Source organism: Achromobacter sp. ACM01 (assembly GCF_014851745.1).
In the GTDB taxonomy this organism is placed as follows: Bacteria; Pseudomonadota; Gammaproteobacteria; order Burkholderiales; family Burkholderiaceae_B; genus Achromobacter; species Achromobacter aegrifaciens.
This window is the reverse complement of record NZ_JACVAF010000003.1, coordinates 750,523-770,619: the sequence shown is the minus strand read 5'-3', so window position 1 is coordinate 770,619 and position 20,097 is coordinate 750,523. Positions and strand designations below refer to the sequence as shown.

Annotated in this window: 21 protein-coding genes; 7 read left to right on the top strand and 14 right to left on the bottom strand. The window is 66.3% G+C overall.

Features of this window, described 5'->3' with window-relative positions:
- The first annotated feature begins 478 nt into the window (after window positions 1–478).
- Window positions 479–748 carry a hypothetical protein gene (locus IB268_RS18290; protein ID WP_192354600.1) on the top strand — a complete coding sequence of 90 codons (270 nt, stop codon included), beginning with the start codon at window positions 479–481 and terminating at the stop codon, window positions 746–748.
- A gap of 41 nt (window positions 749–789) precedes the next feature.
- The gene (locus tag IB268_RS18285) at window positions 790–1,356 is read left to right on the top strand and encodes a GrpB family protein (protein WP_192354599.1); all 567 of its coding nucleotides are present in this window, start codon (window positions 790–792) and stop codon (window positions 1,354–1,356) included.
- A gap of 31 nt (window positions 1,357–1,387) precedes the next feature.
- On the opposite strand, the gene IB268_RS18280 is transcribed toward IB268_RS18285, so the two are convergent.
- From IB268_RS18280 to IB268_RS18220, 13 genes are all read right to left on the bottom strand, one after another.
- Entirely contained in the window at window positions 1,388–2,596 is a 1,209-nt protein-coding gene (locus tag IB268_RS18280) for an NAD(P)/FAD-dependent oxidoreductase (protein WP_192354598.1), read from the bottom strand.
- A gap of 134 nt (window positions 2,597–2,730) precedes the next feature.
- On the bottom strand, window positions 2,731–2,910 hold the full coding sequence (locus IB268_RS18275; protein ID WP_059375255.1) for a hypothetical protein: 180 nt from the start codon (window positions 2,908–2,910) through the stop codon (window positions 2,731–2,733).
- A 256-nt stretch (window positions 2,911–3,166) separates the two neighbouring features.
- Window positions 3,167–3,799, bottom strand: a complete 633-nt coding sequence (locus tag IB268_RS18270) for a helix-turn-helix domain-containing protein (RefSeq protein WP_125472416.1) — start codon at window positions 3,797–3,799, stop codon at window positions 3,167–3,169.
- 83 nt (window positions 3,800–3,882) lie between these two features.
- On the bottom strand, window positions 3,883–5,337 hold the full coding sequence (locus IB268_RS18265; protein ID WP_192354597.1) for an amidohydrolase family protein: 1,455 nt from the start codon (window positions 5,335–5,337) through the stop codon (window positions 3,883–3,885).
- A gap of 12 nt (window positions 5,338–5,349) precedes the next feature.
- Window positions 5,350–6,363, bottom strand: a complete 1,014-nt coding sequence (locus IB268_RS18260) for an ABC transporter ATP-binding protein (protein WP_054450273.1) — start codon at window positions 6,361–6,363, stop codon at window positions 5,350–5,352.
- Between the two features lie 8 nt (window positions 6,364–6,371).
- The gene (locus IB268_RS18255; RefSeq protein WP_054450277.1) at window positions 6,372–7,379 is read right to left on the bottom strand and encodes an ABC transporter ATP-binding protein; all 1,008 of its coding nucleotides are present in this window, start codon (window positions 7,377–7,379) and stop codon (window positions 6,372–6,374) included.
- Between the two features lie 8 nt (window positions 7,380–7,387).
- Window positions 7,388–8,263 carry an ABC transporter permease gene (locus tag IB268_RS18250; RefSeq protein WP_054450278.1) on the bottom strand — a complete coding sequence of 292 codons (876 nt, stop codon included), beginning with the start codon at window positions 8,261–8,263 and terminating at the stop codon, window positions 7,388–7,390.
- 15 nt (window positions 8,264–8,278) lie between these two features.
- The gene (locus IB268_RS18245) at window positions 8,279–9,214 is read right to left on the bottom strand and encodes an ABC transporter permease (protein WP_192354596.1); all 936 of its coding nucleotides are present in this window, start codon (window positions 9,212–9,214) and stop codon (window positions 8,279–8,281) included.
- Between the two features lie 52 nt (window positions 9,215–9,266).
- The gene (locus tag IB268_RS18240) at window positions 9,267–10,838 is read right to left on the bottom strand and encodes an ABC transporter substrate-binding protein (RefSeq protein WP_192354595.1); all 1,572 of its coding nucleotides are present in this window, start codon (window positions 10,836–10,838) and stop codon (window positions 9,267–9,269) included.
- A gap of 52 nt (window positions 10,839–10,890) precedes the next feature.
- Window positions 10,891–12,336 carry a M81 family metallopeptidase gene (locus IB268_RS18235; RefSeq protein WP_192354594.1) on the bottom strand — a complete coding sequence of 482 codons (1,446 nt, stop codon included), beginning with the start codon at window positions 12,334–12,336 and terminating at the stop codon, window positions 10,891–10,893.
- A 127-nt stretch (window positions 12,337–12,463) separates the two neighbouring features.
- Window positions 12,464–12,880, bottom strand: a complete 417-nt coding sequence (locus IB268_RS18230; RefSeq protein WP_054450287.1) for a RidA family protein — start codon at window positions 12,878–12,880, stop codon at window positions 12,464–12,466.
- A 29-nt stretch (window positions 12,881–12,909) separates the two neighbouring features.
- Window positions 12,910–14,046, bottom strand: coding sequence for an FAD-binding oxidoreductase (locus IB268_RS18225; RefSeq protein WP_054450289.1), 1,137 nt, complete (start codon window positions 14,044–14,046; stop codon window positions 12,910–12,912).
- A 113-nt stretch (window positions 14,047–14,159) separates the two neighbouring features.
- Window positions 14,160–14,531: a tRNA-binding protein gene (locus tag IB268_RS18220; protein ID WP_119448997.1), complete on the bottom strand. Its 372-nt coding sequence runs from the start codon at window positions 14,529–14,531 to the stop codon at window positions 14,160–14,162.
- 181 nt (window positions 14,532–14,712) lie between these two features.
- Between IB268_RS18220 and IB268_RS18215 the strand changes: the two genes are divergently transcribed.
- Window positions 14,713–15,312, top strand: a complete 600-nt coding sequence (locus IB268_RS18215) for a nitroreductase family protein (RefSeq protein ID WP_054450292.1) — start codon at window positions 14,713–14,715, stop codon at window positions 15,310–15,312.
- A gap of 98 nt (window positions 15,313–15,410) precedes the next feature.
- On the opposite strand, the gene IB268_RS18210 is transcribed toward IB268_RS18215, so the two are convergent.
- On the bottom strand, window positions 15,411–16,178 hold the full coding sequence (locus IB268_RS18210; RefSeq protein ID WP_192354593.1) for an extracellular solute-binding protein: 768 nt from the start codon (window positions 16,176–16,178) through the stop codon (window positions 15,411–15,413).
- A 314-nt stretch (window positions 16,179–16,492) separates the two neighbouring features.
- Here IB268_RS18210 and IB268_RS18205 point away from each other — a divergent pair, with 314 nt between their 5' ends.
- The 4 genes from IB268_RS18205 to IB268_RS18190 all read left to right on the top strand — a co-directional run bounded on the left by IB268_RS18205 (window position 16,493) and on the right by IB268_RS18190 (window position 20,071).
- On the top strand, window positions 16,493–17,299 hold the full coding sequence (locus IB268_RS18205; RefSeq protein WP_370540025.1) for a lysozyme inhibitor LprI family protein: 807 nt from the start codon (window positions 16,493–16,495) through the stop codon (window positions 17,297–17,299).
- 430 nt (window positions 17,300–17,729) lie between these two features.
- On the top strand, window positions 17,730–18,452 hold the full coding sequence (locus tag IB268_RS18200) for an META and DUF4377 domain-containing protein (protein WP_199728259.1): 723 nt from the start codon (window positions 17,730–17,732) through the stop codon (window positions 18,450–18,452).
- Window positions 18,453–18,584: 132 nt separating this feature from the next.
- Entirely contained in the window at window positions 18,585–19,091 is a 507-nt protein-coding gene (locus tag IB268_RS18195; RefSeq protein WP_175159536.1) for a sigma-70 family RNA polymerase sigma factor, read from the top strand.
- Window positions 19,088–20,071: a FecR domain-containing protein gene (locus tag IB268_RS18190; RefSeq protein WP_192354592.1), complete on the top strand. Its 984-nt coding sequence runs from the start codon at window positions 19,088–19,090 to the stop codon at window positions 20,069–20,071. Before IB268_RS18195 ends, IB268_RS18190 begins: the two co-directional genes overlap by 4 nt.
- Window positions 20,072–20,097 lie beyond the last annotated feature (26 nt).

Here is a 20,097-nt window from a genome sequence, read left to right as displayed (position 1 = left end):
CGCTCTGCATATCTCTGTTCTGCTTGTCTCCAGTCCTCTCGGTGACCGGACATCCTAGATGCGACGGATGCCATGACATTCCTTTATATTTGAAACATCACTTTATAACATTTTGAGAAAAATTTGATACTGGAAGATTCACTGGTAACAGCGGACAATTCAAATGCTCATAGTTCAGACCAGTGTTATGAGTCGACAGTAAGGTTGGTAGCCGGGAAAGGGGCCTATTTGTCGTTCTTAGATTTTTCCATCCCCCCGACAAATCCGCTCAGTAACTAGAGTCTAAGCGTGCACTATTGTCATTCCGTTTGTGCGAAGTGGTCATGAGAAATGCTTGAGCGCATTGAATATGCAACAGATAGCGGCTTTTGGTAGGTCGCTTCCCTTTGATATGTAAGAACGACTGTTAAAGCCGTTTTGGATGCCTATGCAAGAGCCTGCTATAAAGTCGGCTACAGCTTTTCTGCAGGACCAGGAAATGTCTATTCGAACGTTGAGCCGCTGTGGTGTGGCGATTTTTGCGGCTGCGCTGATCGCCGGCTGTTCCTCCAGCGGTTCCAAGACCTCGGACCAGGCTGCGGCCAAGTCTTATTCCTCCGCCGCCCGCAGCGGCGGCGAGTGCGCAAGCCGCAGCAAGTGCATCTACAAGGGTGCATACGAATCAGGGGAACGGAACTACGCCGAAGCGGAAGCGAAGCGCCTGAACATGGCCGAACTGGAGCGCCTGCGCCGCGCTTTCGGCAATTGACCCAGGCAGGGAACCGGCGCGCGCCCACGCCCGAAGAAATCATGCGGCACTACGAAGCGGACCCGGACGTGGATCCCTGGGTTCGCGGCAAGCCTGCGCCAGAGATGGTTGCTGTCGTACCCTATGACCCCGATTGGCCGGTCCGCTATGGCTGGCTGGAGGCGCAGGTGCTCGAGGCGTTGGGACCGGCCGCGCTAGCGGTCGAGCATATGGGGTCGACGGCGGTGCCCGGGCTGCCCGCCAAGCCGGTGATAGACATCGACCTGACGGTCGCCGACCCCGTGCGGGAAGACGCTTATGTCCCCGCCCTGGAAGCCGCCGGCTACCGGCTGATCTTGCGGGAGCCGTCCTGGCATCAGCACCGTCTTTTGCAGCTGGCCGCGCCGCGCGTGAACCTGCATGTGTTCGGCCCGGACTGCCCCGAGAACGTCCGCCACCGGATGTTCCGCGACTGGCTGCGCCAGCACGACGCCGATCGCGATCTGTATGCCCAGGCCAAGCGCGAGGCGGCGGTCGGCGCGATGCAGGTCATGGACTACAACAAGCGCAAGGAAGCGGTCCTGCGCCAGATCTACCAGCGCATGTTCCGCGCCGCCGGCTTCATCTGAGGCGCGCCGGCGCGGACTTTCTCCATCCGCCTCAGTAGTGGCTTTTGAGCGGCACGGCCGGGTCGGCCAGCACGTCGCGGGGCGGGTTCAGCCCCAGCTCCAGCAGCTTGCGCGCCGCCAGGTGGTCCATTGGGGCGTTGATCGATTCGACGCAGACCAGATGGCCGTCGGCAAAGTGCAGGATCGAGAAGCTGCCGGGCTTGGCGCCCGGGCGCAGGACGCGCTCGGTGTCCGGCGGCGCCAGGCCGGCGATCTGCAGGCGCAAGGCGCCCTGGTCGGACCAGAACCAGGGCAGAGCGTGATACGGCGTCTTGGTGCCGAGCAGCACGCCGGCCAGGGTGCGGGCCTGGTCGTTGGCGTTCTGCACCGACTCCAGGCGCAGGGTCTTGCCCCAGCGCGCATACGGAAACGAGGTGCAGTCGCCGATGGCGTAGATGCCGGGCGCCGAGGTTTGCATCAGCCCGTCCACCACGATGCCGTTCAGGCAGTCCAGGCCCGCGGCCTGCGCCAGCGTGATCTCGGGCACGGCGCCGATGCCGGCGACCAGCAGGTCTACCGGATGCTCCACGTCGTTGACGACTACGCTGCGCACGCGGCCGTTCTCGGTCCGGATGTGTTGCAGGTCGGAGGACAGGCGCAGGTCGACGCCGGACTCGTGCAGCACGCGGGCGACGTGGTCCGAGGCTTCGGGCGACACGGAGCGCGCCAGCAGGCGCGGCGCGGATTCGAAGACGGTGACCGGGCGTCCCAGGGCGCCGGCCGTGGCCGCGATTTCCAGGCCGATGAAACCGCCGCCCACGACCGTGACCGAAGGCGCGTCGGCGATCGCGGCGCGCAGGCGCGCGGCATCGTCGGCGTTGCGCAGGTAGATCAGGTTCTGGAGTTCATCAGGGACGTCCGGCAGGCGCCGCGCGCGCGTGCCGGTGGCCAGCACCAGCGCGTCATAGTCCAGCTGTTTGCCCGAAGCCAGCGTCAAGCGGCGCGCGTCGCGGTCTATGCCGACCGCGGGATCGGCCAGCAGCACCTGCACGCCGGCGTCGGCGTAGACCACCTCGGCGCGCAGCAGCTGGATCGGGGCTTCCGGATCCTTGATGTAGGTCTTGGAGAGCGGCGGGCGGTGGTAGGGCAGCGAGGCCTCTTCGCACACCAGCGTCAGGCTGCCGGGAAAGCCGCCTTCTATCAGGCTGGCGCACAATTGCGCCGCCGCGTGGCCGCCGCCGACGATCACCACCTTCTGCATGCATGACTCCTGTTCTGCCTGGCCCGGTCTCGGGCCGAATCGGCAATGCTACCGCAGGTGGCAGCTGGAGGAACTGCATGAAAGTGGCCACTGCGCGTCCGAAGGAGATCGGGCCGCAGCGATTGGGGACGGGTTCAGGCGCCCGGCAGCATGTAGCGGGCGGAAACGGCCAGGATGCGCTGGGCGGATTCGCGCAGCCTGCGGGCTTCGCGGTGGGCGTTGAGGGAAACCACGGCGTCGTAGCGGCGCGCGCTGAGCGGACCGGCCAGCAGCACCGGGCGGCGGGTAAGTATGGGGGATATCAAGCGTTGCATGTGGAGCATTCCTGCGGGCGTCAGGCCCTGTCGATGCCAGGTATCGTAAGGCGGCCAGGGGCGGCGGCCAACGAAATACCTTTTATATGAATATCCGGCGCGCGCCCGGGATCGGGGGCTGGCGGATATCCGGACGCCAGTATCGCCCGCGAGTATGACAGCCATATGCCAGCGCTGCGCGCGGCCGCCCGGCAGGGAACGGGCGGGCCGGCGCACAGGCGTTCCGGTCGGCCGCGCCCTTGGCGTGGCTGCCGCCTCAGGGCGCCTTCAGCCGCGACGGCACTTCGCCCACGTCGCTGCACACCGCCAGCACTTCGGCGGGCTTCTTGCTCATGGACAGGTACACGTGGCCGATGCTGCTGTCGAAGTAGGCGGTCTCCAGCTTGCCCAGCACGACGCTGTCGCCATTTTCGAACTGGATGCGGACCTTGCCCGACAGCACCAGCGCGAATTCCTGGCCCGGGTGCCGGATGTAGTCCTCGAACTCCACCACCTTGCGCGAGTCGATGAGCGCCAGCATGGGCGTCATCTTCTTGCCGGGGTATTCGCCCATGAGCAGGCGGTAGTGGTAGTTCTCGGTGACGTAGTCGCGGGCGTCGCTGAGCTTGTTCTTGACGAAGGTGGGGGCGACGGCGGCCTGCGAGGCGTCCGGCAGCATGAACATGCGGGTCATGTCTATGCCGAGCGCGCCGGCCAGGGCGGCGAACTTCTCGTAGCTGAGGGCGATCTGCCCCAGCTCCGCCTTGGACAGCGTCGAGACCGCGATGCCGCTGGCGCGGGACAGCGCCTGCAGGGTCATCTTGCGCGCCTTGCGCTCGGCCCGCAGGCGAGCGCCCATTTCTTCCTTGCCGACGATCTCGGGCGGGGATGTAGTGCCGGGTAGGGCCATGTAGCGATCTGGCAGGTAGGAGGTGGTTGGGGCAGGGCCCGCAAGCCCCGCTGCGTATGCCGGATTGTAAGGGCTGGCCGGGATCAGGCTCCCGCCCGGTTGAGAACGCGGCCCGCGTGCTGGCCGGTGAAGGCCTGGCCTTCCCAGACGGGCGCGCCGTTGACGTACACCGAGTGGATGCCCGCGGCGCGCTCGGTGGGACGATCGAAGGTGGCCGAGTCGGCCACGGTGGCGGGGTCGAAGACCACCAGGTCGGCGTAGTAGTCGGGCTGCACCTGGCCGCGTTCGGCCAGGCCGAACTTGGCGGCGGTCAGGCCGGTCATCTTCCAGACCGCGGTTTCCAGCGGGAACAGGCCCAGGTCGCGTGAGTAATGGCCCAGCACGCGTGGGAAGGTGCCCCACAGTCGCGGGTGCGGACGCTCGTCGTGGGGCAGGCCGTCGGAGCCGATCATGGTGGGGCCGAACGCCAGGATGCGCTGCACGTCGGGCTCGTCCATCATGAAGTAGATGGCGCCTGCGGGCTGCAGCTCCGGCACCACGTCGTACTTGGACTTGCCGCGCTCGGCGGCGATTTCCTCCAGGTCGCGCCCGCTCAGTTCGGGAAAGGGCTTGCACCAGGTGATGAGCGTGCGGCCAGCCAGCAGCACGCGGTCCTGCTTGAGCATGGTGGAGCCGGCCACGTAGGGATAGGCGTCCAGCGACACGTCCTGGCTGGCCATGGCGGCCTCGATCAGCGCCAGCGTTTCCTTGGAGCGGCCGAAGTTGGGCTTGCCCATGACCTTGTGGTGCGAGATCACCACCGGCACGTCCAGTTCGCGGCCGATGCGGAAGGTCTCTTCCAGCGCCGCCACGATATGTTCGCCTTCGTCGCGCATGTGGGTGGCGTAGACGCCGCCATGCGTGCCCAGCGGGCGGCACACCTCGATGATTTCCTCGGTGCTGGCATGGGCCGCGGGCGGATAGAACGCGCCGGTGGAAATGCCGATGGCGCCGCTGGCGAGCGCGTCGTCGGCCAGCGCCTGCATGGCCTGGATTTCCGCCGCCGTGGCTTCGCGCTTCAGATCGGGCATGACGGCGGCGCGCAGGGTGGAATGGCCTACCATGCAGGCGGCGTTGACCGCGGGCGGCGCGGCGCGCAGGGCCTCCAGGTAGTCGGAGAAGCGCTCGAAGCGGAACGAGCCGCCTTCGTCCAGCAGGTCCAGCGGCGCGGGCGGGTTGGCATGCGCCAGCGGCGCCAGGCTGATGCCGCAGTTGCCGGTGACCACGGTGGTGACGCCTTGCGAGATCTTGGGCGTCATGTCGCGGTGCTTGAGCAGATAGTTGTCGTCGTGCGTGTGCGAATCGATGAAACCCGGCGACACCACTTTGCCGGCCACGTCGATGCGCCGCCGGGCACTGCTGGCGCTCAGGTCGCCGACGGCGGCGATGCGGTCGCCGCGCACGCCGACATCGGCCAGCCGGCCCGGCGAGTTGGTGCCGTCGATGACGGTGCCGCCGGCAAGGATGTAGTCGAACGGGGTGGCGTCGGTCTGGGACATGCGTATCTCCGGCTAAACGGGGGTGGCGAAGTGGCAGGCGACCTGCTGTTCGGGGGCGATCTGGCGCGGCTGCGGCGCTTCCTCGGCGCAACGCGGCTGCGCCATCGGGCAACGGGTGCGGAAGGCGCAGCCCGAGGGCGGCGACAGCGGGCTGGGAATCTCGCCCTTGAGCACTTCCACGGGCTTGCGCTCGCCCTGGCGGGCCGAAGGGACGGCGGCCAGCAGGGCGCGGGTATAGGGATGGGCGGGCCGTTCGAAGATGGCCTCGCGGGTGCCGGTCTCGACGATCTTGCCCAGGTACATCACGGCGACGCGATGGCTGATGTGGCGCACCACGCTCAGGTCGTGCGAAATGAAGACATAGGTCAGCCCCAGGTCGCGCTGTAGGTCCATCAACAGGTTGATGACCTGCGCCTGCACCGACACGTCCAGCGCCGACACCGGTTCATCGCAAACGATCAGGCCCGGGTCCAGCGCCAGCGCGCGGGCGATCACGATGCGCTGGCGCTGGCCGCCGGAGAACTCGTGGGGATAGCGGTCGGCGGCGTCCGGGCGCAGGCTGACGCGGGCCAGCAACTGCGCGACTCGGTCGCGGATGGCCGCGCGGCTGTGGCCGAAGGCGCGCAGCGGCTCGCCGATGATGTCGCGCACCCGCATGCGCGGGTTCATCGACGAGAACGGATCCTGGAAGATGAACTGCATGCGCTGGCGCATGGCGCGCAGCTCGCGGCTGTTCATGGCGGCCAGGTCGCGGCCTTCCAGCAGGATGCGACCTTCGGTGGGATCGGTCAGGCGGATCAGGCATTTGCCGGTGGTCGATTTGCCGCAGCCGGATTCGCCCACGAGGCTCAGCGTCTGGCCGCGCGGCACCGACAGGGAAACGCCGTCGACCGCGCGCAGCACCTTGGCGCCGCTGCCGCTGTCCACGGGGTAGTGTTTCTTCAGGCCGACGACTTCCAGCATGGGCGGGGCGTCGGCGGCGGGCGCGGACACGGCGCTCGCAAGGGGGATGTCGTGCAGATTCATGGCGGGCCTCAGGCGGTCAGGGCGGCGGGGGCGGGTTCGGCCGCGCGGGCCCAGCACCAGACGCGGTGGCGGCTGCCGGCATCGGCGGCGGGAGGCGCCTGCTCGGAACAGCGCGGTTGCGCCTCCGGGCAGCGCGCCGCGAAGGCGCAGCCGCGCGACTCGGGCGTCATCACTGGCACGATGCCAGGCAGCTCGGCCAGCCGCGCCGTATGGTCCTGGCCGTCGGCGAAGTCCGGCAGGGAGCGGATCAGCGCCTGGGTGTAGGGATGCTGCGCACGGTCCAGGATGTCGTCGACGCTGCCTTCCTCGACCTTGCGCCCGGCGTACATCACGATGACGCGCTGGCACATCTGCGCGACCACGCCCAGGTCATGGGTGATCAGCACGATGGAGGTGCCCAGCCGCTGCTGGATTTCCCGCAGCAGGTGCAGGATCTGCGCCTGGATGGTGACGTCCAGCGCGGTGGTGGGCTCGTCGGCGATCAGGACCTTGGGCTGGCAGGCCAGCGCCATGGCGATCATGGCGCGTTGGCGCATGCCGCCCGACAGCTGGTAGGGATACTCGCGCACCCGGCGCGCCGGGTCGGAGATCTGCACCAGCTCCAGCAGCGATTCGGCCTGTGCCATGGCCTCGCGCCGCGACAGGCCCTGGTGCAGCATGAGCGATTCGCTGATCTGCCGGCCCACCGTGAACACCGGGTTCAGCGAGGTCATGGGTTCCTGGAAGATCATCGAGATCTGGTTGCCGCGGATCGCGCGCATGGCCTTTTCTGGCAGCGCCAGCAGATCCTGGCCGTCGAACTCGATGCTGCCGCCGGCCACTCGCCCGGGGGCGCGCAACAGGCGCATGATGGACAGGGACGTGACGCTCTTGCCGCAGCCGGATTCGCCGACCAGGCCCAGGGTTTCACCGGGCATCAGGTCGAAGGACAGGCGGTCCACGGCAAGCACTGTGGTTTCATCGCCATCGAAACAGGTGGTGAGGTCGTGCACGCGCAAGACGGGTTGGGTTTGCATGGGCGCTCCTACAGCTTTTTCGCCAGACGGGGATCGAGCATGTCGCGCAGCCCGTCGCCCACCAGATTGACGGCCAGGACGGCCACGCCCAGGAACAGGCCCGGATACAGGATGATGTGGAAAGCCACGGCCACGAAGTTGCGGCCTTCGGCCATGATGTTGCCCCAGCTGGGGATCTGGGGCGGTATGCCCACGCCCAGGAAGCTCAGCACGGCCTCGGTCAGGATGGCGGACGCCGCGATGAAGGTGGCCTGCACCATCAGCGGGGCGAACAGGTTGGGCAGGATGTGGCGCAGCAGGATCGCGGGCACGCGCGTGCCGGACGAAATGGCGGCCTCGATATAGGGCTGCTCGCGTATCGTCAGCACCAGCGCCCGCACCAGCCGCACCACGCGCGGCACCTCGGGGATGACGATGGCGATGATCACGGTGCCCAGGCCGCCCTTCAGCGTGGCCATCAGGGCGATGGCCAGCAGCACGCCCGGAATGGCCATCAGGCCGTCCATGATGCGCATGATGAAGGCGTCGATGCGCCGGAAGTAGCCCGCGGCCATGCCCAGGGCCACGCCGGCGACGGTGGAGACCACCGCCACCACGATGCCGACCACCAGCGAGACGCGGGCGCCCCAGACGGTGCGCGAATAGACGTCGCGGCCCAGCGCGTCGGTGCCGAAGAAGTGTTCGGACGATGGCGGCTTCATGCGCGCCAGCGGATTGATGTCCTGCGGATCGACGGTGGCCAGCCAGGGCGCGGCCAGCGCAATCGCGGCCAGCGCCAGCAGAATGGCGCCGCCGATGTAAAGCATGGGATGGCGGCGCAGCGAGCGCAGCACGCGGCGATGGCGCGGCCGGCGCGCGGGCAGGGACAGGGTAGTGGTCGTCATGCGTAGAGTCCCCGTTCAATAGCGGATGCGCGGATCGAAGAGCCGGTAGCTCAGGTCGACCAGCAGGTTGATCAGGACATAGATGCCGGAGGCCACCAGCAGCACGCCCTGGATCACGGGATAGTCGTGGCGCAGCACGGCGTCGATGGTCAGGCGGCCCAGGCCGGGAATCGCGAATACGGTTTCCGTGACCACGACGCCGCCGATCAGCAGGGCCACGCCGACGCCGATGGTGGTGACGATGGGATTGGCGGCGTTCTTCAGCGCATGCCAGACGATGGGGCCAGCCGCCAGGCCCTTGGCGCGGGCGGTGCGGATGTAGTCTTCGGACAGGGCTTCCAGCATGGTGGCGCGCGTCATGCGCGTGAGCAGCGCCATGTAGACCAGACCCAGCGACAGGCAGGGCAGCACCAGATGGCGCAGGTAGGGCGCCACGCCGTCGGCCAGGGGCTTGTAGCCCTGCACCGGCAGCCAGCCCAGCTTGATCGAAAAGCCGTAGACCAGGCTGTAGCCGATCAGGAACACCGGCACCGAGAATGCGCAGACCGCGCCTATCATGACCAGCCGGTCGAGCCAGCGTCCCGCGTGCCAGGCCGCCAGCACGCCCAGCGGAATCGCCGCGATCACCGCGAACAGCATGGTGAAAATGGCGATGGACAGCGTCGGCCCCATGCGCTGGCCGATCAGCTGCGAGACCGGCATCTGTGTCGACATCGACGTGCCCAGATCACCAGTGGCGATGTGGCTGACCCAGATGCCGAACTGCTGCAGCAATGGTTTGTCCAGCCCCAGGTTCTGGCGGATCTTCTCCACGTCGTCGGCGGTGGCGTTGTCGCCCGCGATCACCGCCGCGGGATCGCCCGGCGACAGGTGGATCAGCAGGAACACCACGACCGCGACCACGGCCATGACAGGAATGACGGCCGCGATGCGGCGCAGTATGTATTTCACGCTGGTTTTCCCCCGGCTTGTGGCCGGGCGCACATGGCGCCCGGCGCCCGCCTTACGGCTTCTCGATGTTCCACATCACCGGGATGCCGGTCTTCAGCAGCTCGGTGTGCTGCAAGCCGCGGAACGCGGACACGGGCTTGAATTCCCCCCACATGACATACGGCATGCTCTGGTAGGCGCGCGCCTGCATCTGCGCGGCGATGTCCTTGCGCTTGGCCGGGTCTGTTTCGCGGATCCAGCTGGTGCGCAGCGCGTCCAGTTCCTTGTCGCAGGGCCAGCCCGGCAGGCTGTTGCCGCAAGCGGCGGACATCCAGGGATTGGTCACCGGCGTGCTGGCGTCGTAATAGCCGCCCCAGGTCAGGAAGACGTTCCAGCCGCCTTGCGCGGGCGGATCCTTCTTCAGGCGGCGTCCGGCCAGGGAGGCCCAGTCCATGGATTGCAGGTCGACGTTGATGCCGGCCTTCTTCATGTTCTGCGTCAGCACCATGACGGCGGGCGCGCTGAGGTGGTCCGTGGGGTACAGCACCACGACTTTCTCGCCCTTGTAGCCGGCTTCCTGCAGCAGTTGCTTGGCGCGCGCCGGGTCGGTCTTGGCGTACGGCGCCGCGCCCGCGTCGCTGGCCAGCGGCGAGCCGCAGACAAAGAGGCTGGGGCAATAGTCCACGCGGTATTTCTCCGGGTAGCCCATGGCCGACAGCATTTCCTTCTGGTTCACCAGGTGGTAGAGCGCCTGGCGGGCAAGCTGGTTGTCGAAGGGCGGATGCAGCGAATTGAGGATGACCATGCCCTGCGTCGCGACGGACGTGTTCAGGGTGATGTCCTTGTTGGTCTCCAGCACGGGCAGGAAGTCGGGCGTGGTCTGTTCGATCATGTCGACTTCGCCGTTCATCAGGGCGGCGGTGGCCGTGTTGCCGTCGGGGATGTAGACCCACTCGACGCGGTCCACCTTGACGTTCTTGCCGCCCGCCAGGCCGTCGGCAGGTTCCGTGCGCGGCACGTAGGCCGGGTTTTTCACGTACACGACCTTGTTGCCCGGCACCCATTCATCGCGCTTGAAGAGGAAGGGGCCCGAGCCGACCATTTCCGTGACCTGGGTGTTCGGGTCCGTCATGGCCAGGCGCTTGGGCATGATGAAGGGCGGCATGCCGGAAGGCTTGGACAGGGCGTCCAGCACCAGGCCGAAAGGCTCCTTCAGCGTCAGCGTGAAGCTGTTGTCGCCGGTCACCGCGAGTTCGGCGCCCGCGGCCATCATGGCCTGGCCCAGCGTGTCCTTCTTGGCCCAACGCTGGATCGACGCCACGCAGTCCTCGGCCTTGACGGGCGTGCCGTCATTGAACTTCAGGCCTGGGCGCAAGGTGAAGCTCCAGCTCTTGCCGTCCTCGGACACGGTCCAGCTGTCCACCATCTGCGGCTTGACCTGGCCCTTGCTGTCCTGCGAGAACAGGGTGTCGAACACCATGTAGCCGTGGTTGCGCGTGATGTAGGCCGTGTTGAACAGCGGGTCCAGCGTCTTGAGGTCCGCGTGCGGCACCAGGCGCAGGGTCTTGGTCTGCGCCAGCGCGCCGGTGGCGGCCCCCATGGCCAGCAGGGCGGCTGCGCCCAGCAAACTGAAACGTCTGATCATTGTTATCCCCTTCGTTATTCCCATGCCCTGGTCGGGCGGCGATCGTTGAGCCTCAGGCCTTGAACGGCCACTTCGGCAATTTGCGCTTGGTGTAAGGCAGCGCGTTGTAGTCGGTGGTGATGGCGCCCGGCGTTTCCACGTAGATGACGTGGCGGCCGACCTGCGAATACGAGGCGTAGAAATGCTGCGACGATTTCACGATGATGAGCTTCATGGCCTGCAGGTCCACGCCGAACTGCGTGAACAGGTCGGTGCCCATGGCCTGGGTGCGGTTGGTGGTCAGGGCGATGGTCACGCCCTGGCTGCGCACGATGGCCACGTCGCCCAGCAGCGCGGGCGTGCCGGCCAGCCCGGTCATGATGGCGTCGCGCTTGAGCGCCACGATTTCGCAGTCCAGGTCCAGCGGCTGTCCCGATACCGGCGCGACCTTGCCGCCGATGCGCAGCTGGATGCGCGCGCCTTCGCCAGCTTCGAAACAGAGCTGCACCGCCACCGGATCCCAGAAGGGGCCGGTCGCGACGTCGGTGATGCCGCGCGCCAGCACGCGTTCCAGGATGAAGGTGGCGTCGCTGGGGGCGCCGCCGCCCGCGTTGTCGGCGGAATCGGCCAGCACCACCGGAAAGTCGTTCAACGCCAGGGCCTGGTCCAGCGCTTCGTCGGCGCCGGGGTAGGGCGGCGCCAACTGGTTGCGAAAGCCGATGATCTCTTCGCCCAGCGCGCGCGCCAGGGCGTTGGCCTGGGCCTGGTCGCCGTCGGTATAGACCAGCACCTTGGAACCCATGTCGGGGGTGTCGCCCCACGGGAAGCCATGCGCGATCGACACCGACAGCACGCCTTCCTTGCCTTCCATCGCGAGCAGGCGGTCGACGAAGCTGCGCATGGGTTCGCGGCTGGTGTGCATGATGGAGATCATCTCGCAGTCGTACACGGCGCGCGTTGGCTTGATGCGGCCTTCGGCGCGCGCCACGCACAGGTCCACCAGGTCGTAGGCGCGTTCCAGGATGTCCGTGTGCGGATATTCCTTGAAGCACACCAGGAAGTCGGCGCTTTCCACCATGTCCGCCGTCATGTGGCAATGCGGGTCCAGTTCGGCGCCGATCACGGTGTCGGGGCCCACGATCTCGCGCGCGCGGCGCAGCAGGTCGCCTTCGCAGTCGTCGTAGCCGTCGGCCACCATGGCGCCGTGCAGGCCGAACAGGGCGATGTCGACGCGGCCCGCGCGCTTCAGGTCGCCCAGCAGTTCGTCGCGCAGGGTTTCGTAGGCGTGGCGGGTGGTGATGCCGGCCGGCGTTGCGCCGGCGGTCAGGCCTTCGATCAAGGTCCAGTCCTTGCCTTGCGCGCGCTGGCGCGCCGCCCACAGCGGCCCCGAGAACATCTGCATGCGGTCCGGATGCTGGCCTGCGGGGTAGTAGCCGCGCGCCCGATAGGCCGACAGCCCGGTCGGGATGGGAGAGAAGGTGTTCGTCTCGGTCGCCAGGGACCCGGAAAAGATTTTCATGCTGCCGCTCCGCGTAAGGATGTGCACATGGGGGCGCAGGCGTTGCCGCGAGCGCAAGGAAAAGACCGCACCGCCTGGCGCGAGGGCCGGGCAGTGTCAAACCATCGGACAGGCCCGCGGGGCGGGATCAGGCTTCGGACACGGGGCCCGGCGTGTAGCCGCCGTGCGCGACTGCCGCGCCCAGCCAGGCCTGCACCTCGATTTCCACGTCCACGCCCATGGCCAGCTTGGCCTCGACCGTCGAACGCGAAGGGAAGTCGGACGAGAAATGGCTGCGGTAGGCGTCGTTGAACTGCGCAAAGAGCTCCAGGTCCGACAGCCATACCGTCACGCGCACCACGTCCTTGAGGGTGGCGCCCGCCAGGGCCAGCGTTTCCTTGATGCGCTCGATGGCGGCATGGGTCTGGGCGGTGATGTCGCCGCGCACGACCTGGCCGTTGGCGTCCATCGGGATCTGGCCCGACAGGAACAGGAAGCCGCCGGCCTGGGTGGCGCGGGAGAACGGCAGGGGCAGGGGGCTGGGGTAGCGGGCAATGGTGGTCATGGTGGACTCTCGCAGGCAAGGGGGTGGGTTCAGCGCAATCGCGCAGGACGCACGGCTTCGGCATTCACGCCGTGCGCATGCAGATGGGCGGGCAGCGGCTGGCGCGTGAGCAGCGCGGCAGCCAGCTCAGAAGTCGCCGCGGCCGTCTGGATACCATAGCCGCCTTGGGCTGCCAGCCAGAAGAAGGCGGGCGCATCGGCATCCCAGCCGACCACGAAATCGCCGTCGCGCACAAAGGAGCGCAGGCCGGCCCAGGTGTGCTTGGGGCGGCGGATGGTGAGCGAGGTCGCGCTTTCGATGCGGTAGATGCCGGTGGCCACGTCCAGTTCTTCCGGCACCACGTCATGCGCGGCGACCGGATCGGCGTTGGCCGGCGATCCCAGCAATTGGCCGGCATCGGGCTTGAAGTAATAGCTTTCGTCGACGCCGACCACGGCCGGCCAATGGGCAAAGTCCACGTCCTGCGGGCCGGAGAACGTGAAGGCGGTGCGGCGGCACGGCTGCAGGCCGACGGGCGAGGCCCCGCAGAGGGCCGCGGTATGGTCCGCCCAGGCGCCCGCGGCGTTGACCAGCGCTCGCGCACGCAGGCTGCGGCCATCGGCCAGCGTCAGCGTCCAGACGCCGTCCGCATGGGCGGCCGACACGACTTCGGCATTGTTGTGCAGCACTGCGCCCTGGCGCGACATGCCGCGCAGAAAACCCTGATGCAGCGCGTGCACGTCGATGTCGCGCGCGTCCGGTTCTTCGATGGCGCCGCAGATCTGGTCGGCGCGCAGACAGGGCACGCGCTCGACGGCCGCTTCGGCGTCGATCAGCGCCACATTGGGCGATTGGCTGCGGAAGTCGTCATAGACCTGGCGCAGCAGGTCCCGCTGTTCGGGCGTGGCGATGTACAGCACGCCGCGCGGGCTGAGCAGCGGATGCTCGCTGAAGCCCTGCGGCGGATTTTCGTAGAAGGCGCGGCTGGCGCGCGTGAGCGCCTTGATCTGGTCCGTGCCGTAGGTTTCCATGAACATGGCCGCGGAACGGCCGGTGGAGTGGTAGCCCGGCTGGGCCTCGCGTTCCAACACGGCCACCGAGGCCGTGGCGCTCAGGCGGTAGGCCACGGAAGCGCCGGCGATGCCGGCGCCGATCACGGCGTAATCGAATAGGGGTTCTGCTGTCATTTTGTCGGAAGCGAGAATTCTCTTATTTGATAATTCTCGAATACGATAGTTTTTTGACGGCAGACAAGTAATAGGGGAAAGCCCCGATGGAGGAAACTCCGGGGCCCGGGAGGTCAGGTCAGGCGGGTGCCATTGGGAACCTGATCATCCGGCACTGCCAGCACGATGCCGCCGGACTCGTCCGCGAAACCCAGCACCAGCACTTCGGATTTCATCGGCCCGATCTGGCGCGGCGGAAAGTTCACCACCGCCATGACGCGCTTGCCCGTCAGCTGTTCCAGCGTGTAGCGATCGGTGATCTGCGCCGAACTCTTGCGGATGCCCACGCCGGCGCCGAAATCTATCGTCAGCTTGTAGGCGGGTTTGCGCGCCTCGGGAAAGGCTTGCGCCGACTGGATGGTACCGATGCGGATGTCGACCTTGAGAAAGTCGTCAAAGCCGATATCGGCGGCGGCGGGGGTGTTCGGGTCTTGGGTGTAATGCACGTTGGGTCCTTGGATTGGGCTGTCCGTCACCTTGCGCAGAGCCGATTTGGTCGATAGGCGGAACAGTTTGTTCCGCGCAATGGGGTGTTTTTTGGCTTCCTGGACGTATTCGGGACAATTGCCGGTCGGTAGAATTCGCCATGCATTTTCCTCTATCTACTCGTCGGAAGGCCACAACGTCATGAGCAACGCTTATCTGGACGCCCTCAAGCAGCGTCGCACGCAGTACTCGCTGGGCCGCAACCTGTCGATCTCCAAGGAGGAACTGACCTCCCTGATCCAGGAAGCGATCAAGCACAGCCCCTCGTCGTTCAATTCGCAAAGTTCGCGCGCCGTGATCCTGTTCGGCGCCGAGAGCGAAAAGCTCTGGAACATCGCGATCGAAGAAGTGCGCAAGGTCGCGCCGGCCGAGAGCTTTGCCCAGACCGAAGCCAAGCTCAAGAGCTTCGCCGCGGGCGTGGGCACCGTGCTGTTCTTTGAAGACCAGGGCGTGGTGCAGGGCTTGCAGGAAAAATTCGCGCTGTACGCGGACAACTTCCCGGTCTGGTCCGAGCAGGCGGGCGGCATGGCCCAGTTGTCGGTCTGGAGCACCCTGGCCAGCGCGGGCGTGGGCGCCAGCCTGCAGCACTACAACCCGCTGATCGACGCCGCCGTCGCTCGCGAATGGAACGTTCCGGCGTATTGGAAGCTGCGCGCGCAGATGCCGTTCGGCTCCAACGAAAACGGCTTCGGCGAAAAGGCGTTCATGGACGATGCCGAGCGCTTCCGCGTGGCCGGCTGAGTTTTCGGGACGCCTTGCGCGTCCCGGTCCGAGCGCATCGGAAAGCCCGCAATTCCCAGGGAATCGCGGGCTTTTTTACGTCCGGCTCCTGGCGGACCTCAATCCGTCTTCCAGCCCCATTTCTTGAAGATCGCCCGGCCTTCGGGCGCAGTCAGGAAGTCGATAAAGGCCTGCGCCTGGGCATTGCCCTTGCCTTTCCTGGTCACGACGGCGCCCGCGTCGCGATAGATGCGGTACGGCTCTTCCACCTCGACCATGCTGGCGAGCTCGGGGTTGGACACCTGCCAGATGTTCCAGATCAGCCAGGCGTCTATGGTCTTGTCCTCGGTCCATTGGGTGCGCGCCTGTGCGCTGTTGCCGGCCTCCGGCAGCACGAGGTTGGCGCGGAAGGCGCGCACGGTTTCGACGTCGCCAAGACGGCCGGCCACGTCTTCCCACAGTCCCGTCTGGCCCGCGCCGGACACGGCCATGACCTTGATGCCGGGCTTGAGCAGATCCTTGAAGCCCTTGATCGCCTTGGGATTGCCCGGACGCACCAGGATGGCCGAGGGCCTCAGGTACAGCGTGCGGGCCTCGCGCAGCTCGAACACGCCGGGCAGCGCCGAGGCGAAACCACTCATCATGTTTTCGGCGCCGCTGTAGATCACGTCGGCGTCCTGTTTGGCCTTGTCGGCCCAGGCCGGCGTGGGGCCCGCGGTGACGCTGACGTCAATGCCGTGCAGCTTGCCGAACGCAGTGGCCGCTTCCTTCATCGCGGGCGCGGGACCGCCGGGGCCGTACACGTTCAGGCCCGGAGCGGCCCAGGCGCTGCCGGCGGCGGTGCAAGCCAGGGCAATGCCGCAGGCAAACGATCTGATCGACTTCATATCAAGACTTCCATTTCTGCGCTGACCGACGCCGGGCGTCCGGCGCGTTCGGCTGGTTGATCCGTGGCGTGCTGCGTGGTCTCTTGCGCGGCTTGCCACTGAGTAGACGAGCAGGGGAAGGGGAATATTCCAATGGACTGTGCAATCCGCGCTGCGTTGCAGAGCGTTGAACTCTGTTTCCAGTCTGTTAAAAAGTCGCGTGCAAAATTGCAGCCTTGCTGCCGCCTTGCGATGAATGGCTTAACGGTCTGCAAGCATCGAAACGCTGCGCAGCGCATTCTCAAAGAGAACGTCACATGAAATCTGGAATCCCCGTGGGCCGCCTGCTGTGCGTCGCCGGCCTGTTCGCGCTTGCCGCGCCCGCCTATGCGATCGATTGCGCCAAAGCCGCCAGCGCCGTGGAAAAGCTGATCTGCTCGGACCGCAAGACCGTGGCGGCGGACGCCGAGTTGAACCGGGCTTACGCCGCGATACTGAAACAGGCTCCCGACGGAGATATCCGCGCCATGCTGGCGCACAACCAGAAGCGCTGGATTGTGGCGCGCGACCGCGCGCTCACGAACCTGATCGAGGACCCGAGTTCGGTTCCCGACGGCAAGACGGCCGCAGGCGTCGCTCGCGATTTGATCCAAAGCCGCACGGCGCAGCTCAAGGAGACGCACAAGGGCGCAACGCTCCCCGACATGATCGGCAGCGCAGTCCGCCAGCAGCAGTTCCAGGCGCAATTCACCGGCGGCGCTTACGCCGGCTACTCGACTTCTTGCGACGTCTTCCCAGGCGAAAATGCCTACTACGGCTGCTTCGCGACGCGGCATTACCAGAATAATGACCGCATTTGCTCGGTCGACGAGTACTGGGCGTCGGGCGGCGTCTACACCAAGCGTTATGTCGCCAACGTCGTGGACGGCAAGCCGCAGTTGGCGGCATCCTGCTCGTTCAGCAGCTCGGACGAGGCATGCTCCGATAAGGCGGGCGAGACAAAATGGAACATGAAGCCGAAAAAGCCAGACTTTTCCTATCCAGCCCAGCCGCTGCCCAAGATCGATGGAGAGATCGTGGGCGATGACGACTATGAGTGGGCTCGAGCCTGCCTGACGGGCGCGGCCTACCCTGCCAATTGACGCTGGCGAGCCGATCGCGAGCGCGCGATCGGCCTTGTATTGCGGTGGTTTGCGCGTATTGCGTGCAGTTCCCGGTGGATTGGCAATACTTGCAGTATTTTGAGGGTTATGTATTTAGTTGTAAGGCAAGCAGAACCTCACGGTGATCCGCTGGCAGGCAAGAGCGCTATACGGATGCCTAGGGAAAACCCGTAGATTGCGTTGCTCAGAGGGTGTGTTTCAGGCCGGATCTGCGGCAAGATTTTGAAACCGACTGGATGGCTGCGTGTTTAAAACGTCCATCCCGCGAACGTAGAATCCCGTTTTTCATCAGTGCCATCCGGCTGACAGGAAACGAACCATGAAGAAAACCATCCTCCTTGCGTCCGTATGCGCCGCGCTGCTGCAAGCTTGCGCTCCGACTTCCTCTCCCCGTGAAGGATCGTCCTCCATGCCCACTACCGCCACCACGCCCGCCAGCCCTGAAGTTAGCCTGCCCGCCTATTACTGGCGCCTGGCTTCCGCCACCGATGCAGCGGGCAAGCCGATAGCCGCGCTCCAGGCTGGCGTCGAACATCAACTGCGCCTGTCGTTCACGCAGGACGCCTTGAACATCCGCGGCGGCTGCAATGCGCAGTTCGGGGGCTACACCTACAAGAACGGCGTGCTGCAGGTGGCGAACCTCGCGTCGACCATGAAGGCCTGCGACCAGAGCCTGATGCGCCTGGACGCCGAGATCGGCCAGCGCATGAAGGGCGACCTGCGCGCCACGCTCAGCGGACACGCTTCCGAACCCGGACTGGAGCTGGTTGCGCAGGACGGCAGCGTCCTGAAGTTCGTCGGCGAACCTACGCCCGAGACCCTGTACGGCAGCGCCGGCGAAATCATGTTCCTTGAAGTCGCTGCGAAGAAGGCCGAGTGCAGCCACCCGCTGATTCCCAATTATCAGTGCCTGATGGTGCGCGAGCGCCGCTACAACGAAGCCGGCGTGCAGCAGCCTACCCAGGACAAGTGGCATCCGCTGTATCAGTCCATCGAAGGCTTCCAGCACCAGGATGGCGTGCGCACCGTGCTGCGCGTGAAGCGCTACGACTGGAAGAACCCGCCCGCGGATGCGCCCAAGCAGGTGTATGTGCTGGACATGGTGGTGGAGCAGGACGCGTCGAAGAAGTAAGACGCCAGCTTCCCTCTGGATTTCCCCATTGCGCCCGGCCCCTGGATTCAGCGGCCGGGCGCAGTCATTTCACCCGGTGCAGGGTACTATGTTGTAAATTGTAGTCATTCTCATTTATAACTGTGCGTCTTCATGGCCGCCTCCGATCCCTCTCCGCGGCACCCCCTGCATACGCTGTACCAGGAACACCAAGGCTGGCTGCAGGGCTGGCTGCGTAAAAAACTGGGATGCGCTTTCGACGCCGCCGACCTGGTGCATGACACCTATCTGCGTGTGCTGGCCCGCCGTGATCCGGGCGACATCCGCGAGCCGCGTTCCTATCTGGCGACCATCGCGCACGGTCTCATGGTGAATCACCTGCGGCGCAGGGATCTCGAACGCGCCTATCTGGAAACGTTGGCGCAGCTACCCCAGGCGCTGTCGCCGTCGCCCGAGGAGCGCGTCCTGGCGCTGGAAGCCCTGTGTGAAATCGATGCCATGCTGGATGGCTTGCCCGTCCCGGTGCGGCGCGCTTTCCTGCTTTGCCAGCTTGAAGGCCTGACGCACGCGGATATTGCCAAGACGCTGGGCGTATCGGTCGGCTCGGTGCGGCAGTACATCGCGCGCGCTTTGCGCCAATGCCTGGAGTTCGCGCCATGAGCGCCGGCGAGGCAGGGCGCATCGATTCGCGCGCGCTGGACGGCGCGGTGGACTGGTTTCTGCGGCTGACCTCGGGCAGCGCCAGTCAGGCGGACCGAGAGGCGTGGCAAGCCTGGCGCCAGGCCGATCCTGAACACGAGCGCGCCTGGCAGCGCACCGAAGCGCTTACGCGCCGTTTTGAGGCGTTGCCCAAGGGCATGCTGCCCGTGTTGGGGCGACCGCGCTCGTCCGCCCGCCGCGCCGCGCTGGGCAAGCTGCTGGTGCTGATCGGCGCCGGAGGCGCCATCGGCTACGCGCAGGTCGATGAAGCCTGGCGCGGCTGGGTGGCGCAATACCGCACTGCTGTCGGCGCCCGGCGCGAGGTGATGCTGGCGGACCATAGCCGCGTGGTGCTCAATGCCGCCACCGCCATGGACGTCCTGTTCGATGCCCAGCAGCGGCTGATCGCGCTGCACGGCGGCGAAATCCTGATCGAAACCGCGCCGGACCCGCAACAGGTTTCCCGGCCGTTCATCGTGCGCACCCGCGAAGGCAGCATCACCGCATTGGGTACGCGCTTCGTGGTCAGGCGCGACGATGGCGTATCGGCGGTACAGGTTCTGGAAGGCGCCGTGCGCGTGGCGCTACCGGGCGCTTCGGCGGATGCGGCGCGCATCGTGCCCGCCGGCATGGGCCTGCGCTTTGGCGGCGGCCATATCGATGACGCCCAAGCGCTGACCGGCGACCCCGCCGCCTGGCAGCGCGGCATGCTGCAGGTCGACGGCATGCCTTTGAATGAATTCCTGCGCGAGCTTCAGCGTTACCGCACGGGCTGGATCGATTGCGCGCCCGAGGTGGCGCATCTGCCGATTTCCGGCGCCTTCCCGCTGGCCGAACCCGACCGGGTGCTGGCCACGGTGGCGGACACCCTGCAACTCGGCCTGCGCCATCGCACCCGCTACTGGGTGTCGCTGGTGCCGCGCGGCGGGACTATTTTGTAACGGCGACTAGCACTTTCTGCGTCTTA

Coding starts and splice junctions, on each gene's coding strand:
- IB268_RS18255 (WP_054450277.1), bottom strand. CDS start 7,379: ATGCAAACCCAACCCGTCTTGCGCGTGCACGACCTCACCACCTGTTTC.
- IB268_RS18200 (WP_199728259.1), top strand. CDS start 17,730: ATGCCCACTACCGCCACCACGCCCGCCAGCCCTGAAGTTAGCCTGCCC.
- IB268_RS18285 (WP_192354599.1), top strand. CDS start 790: ATGCGGCACTACGAAGCGGACCCGGACGTGGATCCCTGGGTTCGCGGC.
- IB268_RS18270 (WP_125472416.1), bottom strand. CDS start 3,799: ATGGCCCTACCCGGCACTACATCCCCGCCCGAGATCGTCGGCAAGGAA.
- IB268_RS18290 (WP_192354600.1), top strand. CDS start 479: ATGTCTATTCGAACGTTGAGCCGCTGTGGTGTGGCGATTTTTGCGGCT.
- IB268_RS18195 (WP_175159536.1), top strand. CDS start 18,585: ATGGCCGCCTCCGATCCCTCTCCGCGGCACCCCCTGCATACGCTGTAC.
- IB268_RS18265 (WP_192354597.1), bottom strand. CDS start 5,337: ATGTCCCAGACCGACGCCACCCCGTTCGACTACATCCTTGCCGGCGGC.
- IB268_RS18215 (WP_054450292.1), top strand. CDS start 14,713: ATGAGCAACGCTTATCTGGACGCCCTCAAGCAGCGTCGCACGCAGTAC.
- IB268_RS18280 (WP_192354598.1), bottom strand. CDS start 2,596: ATGCAGAAGGTGGTGATCGTCGGCGGCGGCCACGCGGCGGCGCAATTG.
- IB268_RS18240 (WP_192354595.1), bottom strand. CDS start 10,838: ATGATCAGACGTTTCAGTTTGCTGGGCGCAGCCGCCCTGCTGGCCATG.
- IB268_RS18275 (WP_059375255.1), bottom strand. CDS start 2,910: ATGCAACGCTTGATATCCCCCATACTTACCCGCCGCCCGGTGCTGCTG.
- IB268_RS18225 (WP_054450289.1), bottom strand. CDS start 14,046: ATGACAGCAGAACCCCTATTCGATTACGCCGTGATCGGCGCCGGCATC.
- IB268_RS18250 (WP_054450278.1), bottom strand. CDS start 8,263: ATGACGACCACTACCCTGTCCCTGCCCGCGCGCCGGCCGCGCCATCGC.
- IB268_RS18190 (WP_192354592.1), top strand. CDS start 19,088: ATGAGCGCCGGCGAGGCAGGGCGCATCGATTCGCGCGCGCTGGACGGC.
- IB268_RS18230 (WP_054450287.1), bottom strand. CDS start 12,880: ATGACCACCATTGCCCGCTACCCCAGCCCCCTGCCCCTGCCGTTCTCC.
- IB268_RS18210 (WP_192354593.1), bottom strand. CDS start 16,178: ATGAAGTCGATCAGATCGTTTGCCTGCGGCATTGCCCTGGCTTGCACC.
- IB268_RS18235 (WP_192354594.1), bottom strand. CDS start 12,336: ATGAAAATCTTTTCCGGGTCCCTGGCGACCGAGACGAACACCTTCTCT.
- IB268_RS18260 (WP_054450273.1), bottom strand. CDS start 6,363: ATGAATCTGCACGACATCCCCCTTGCGAGCGCCGTGTCCGCGCCCGCC.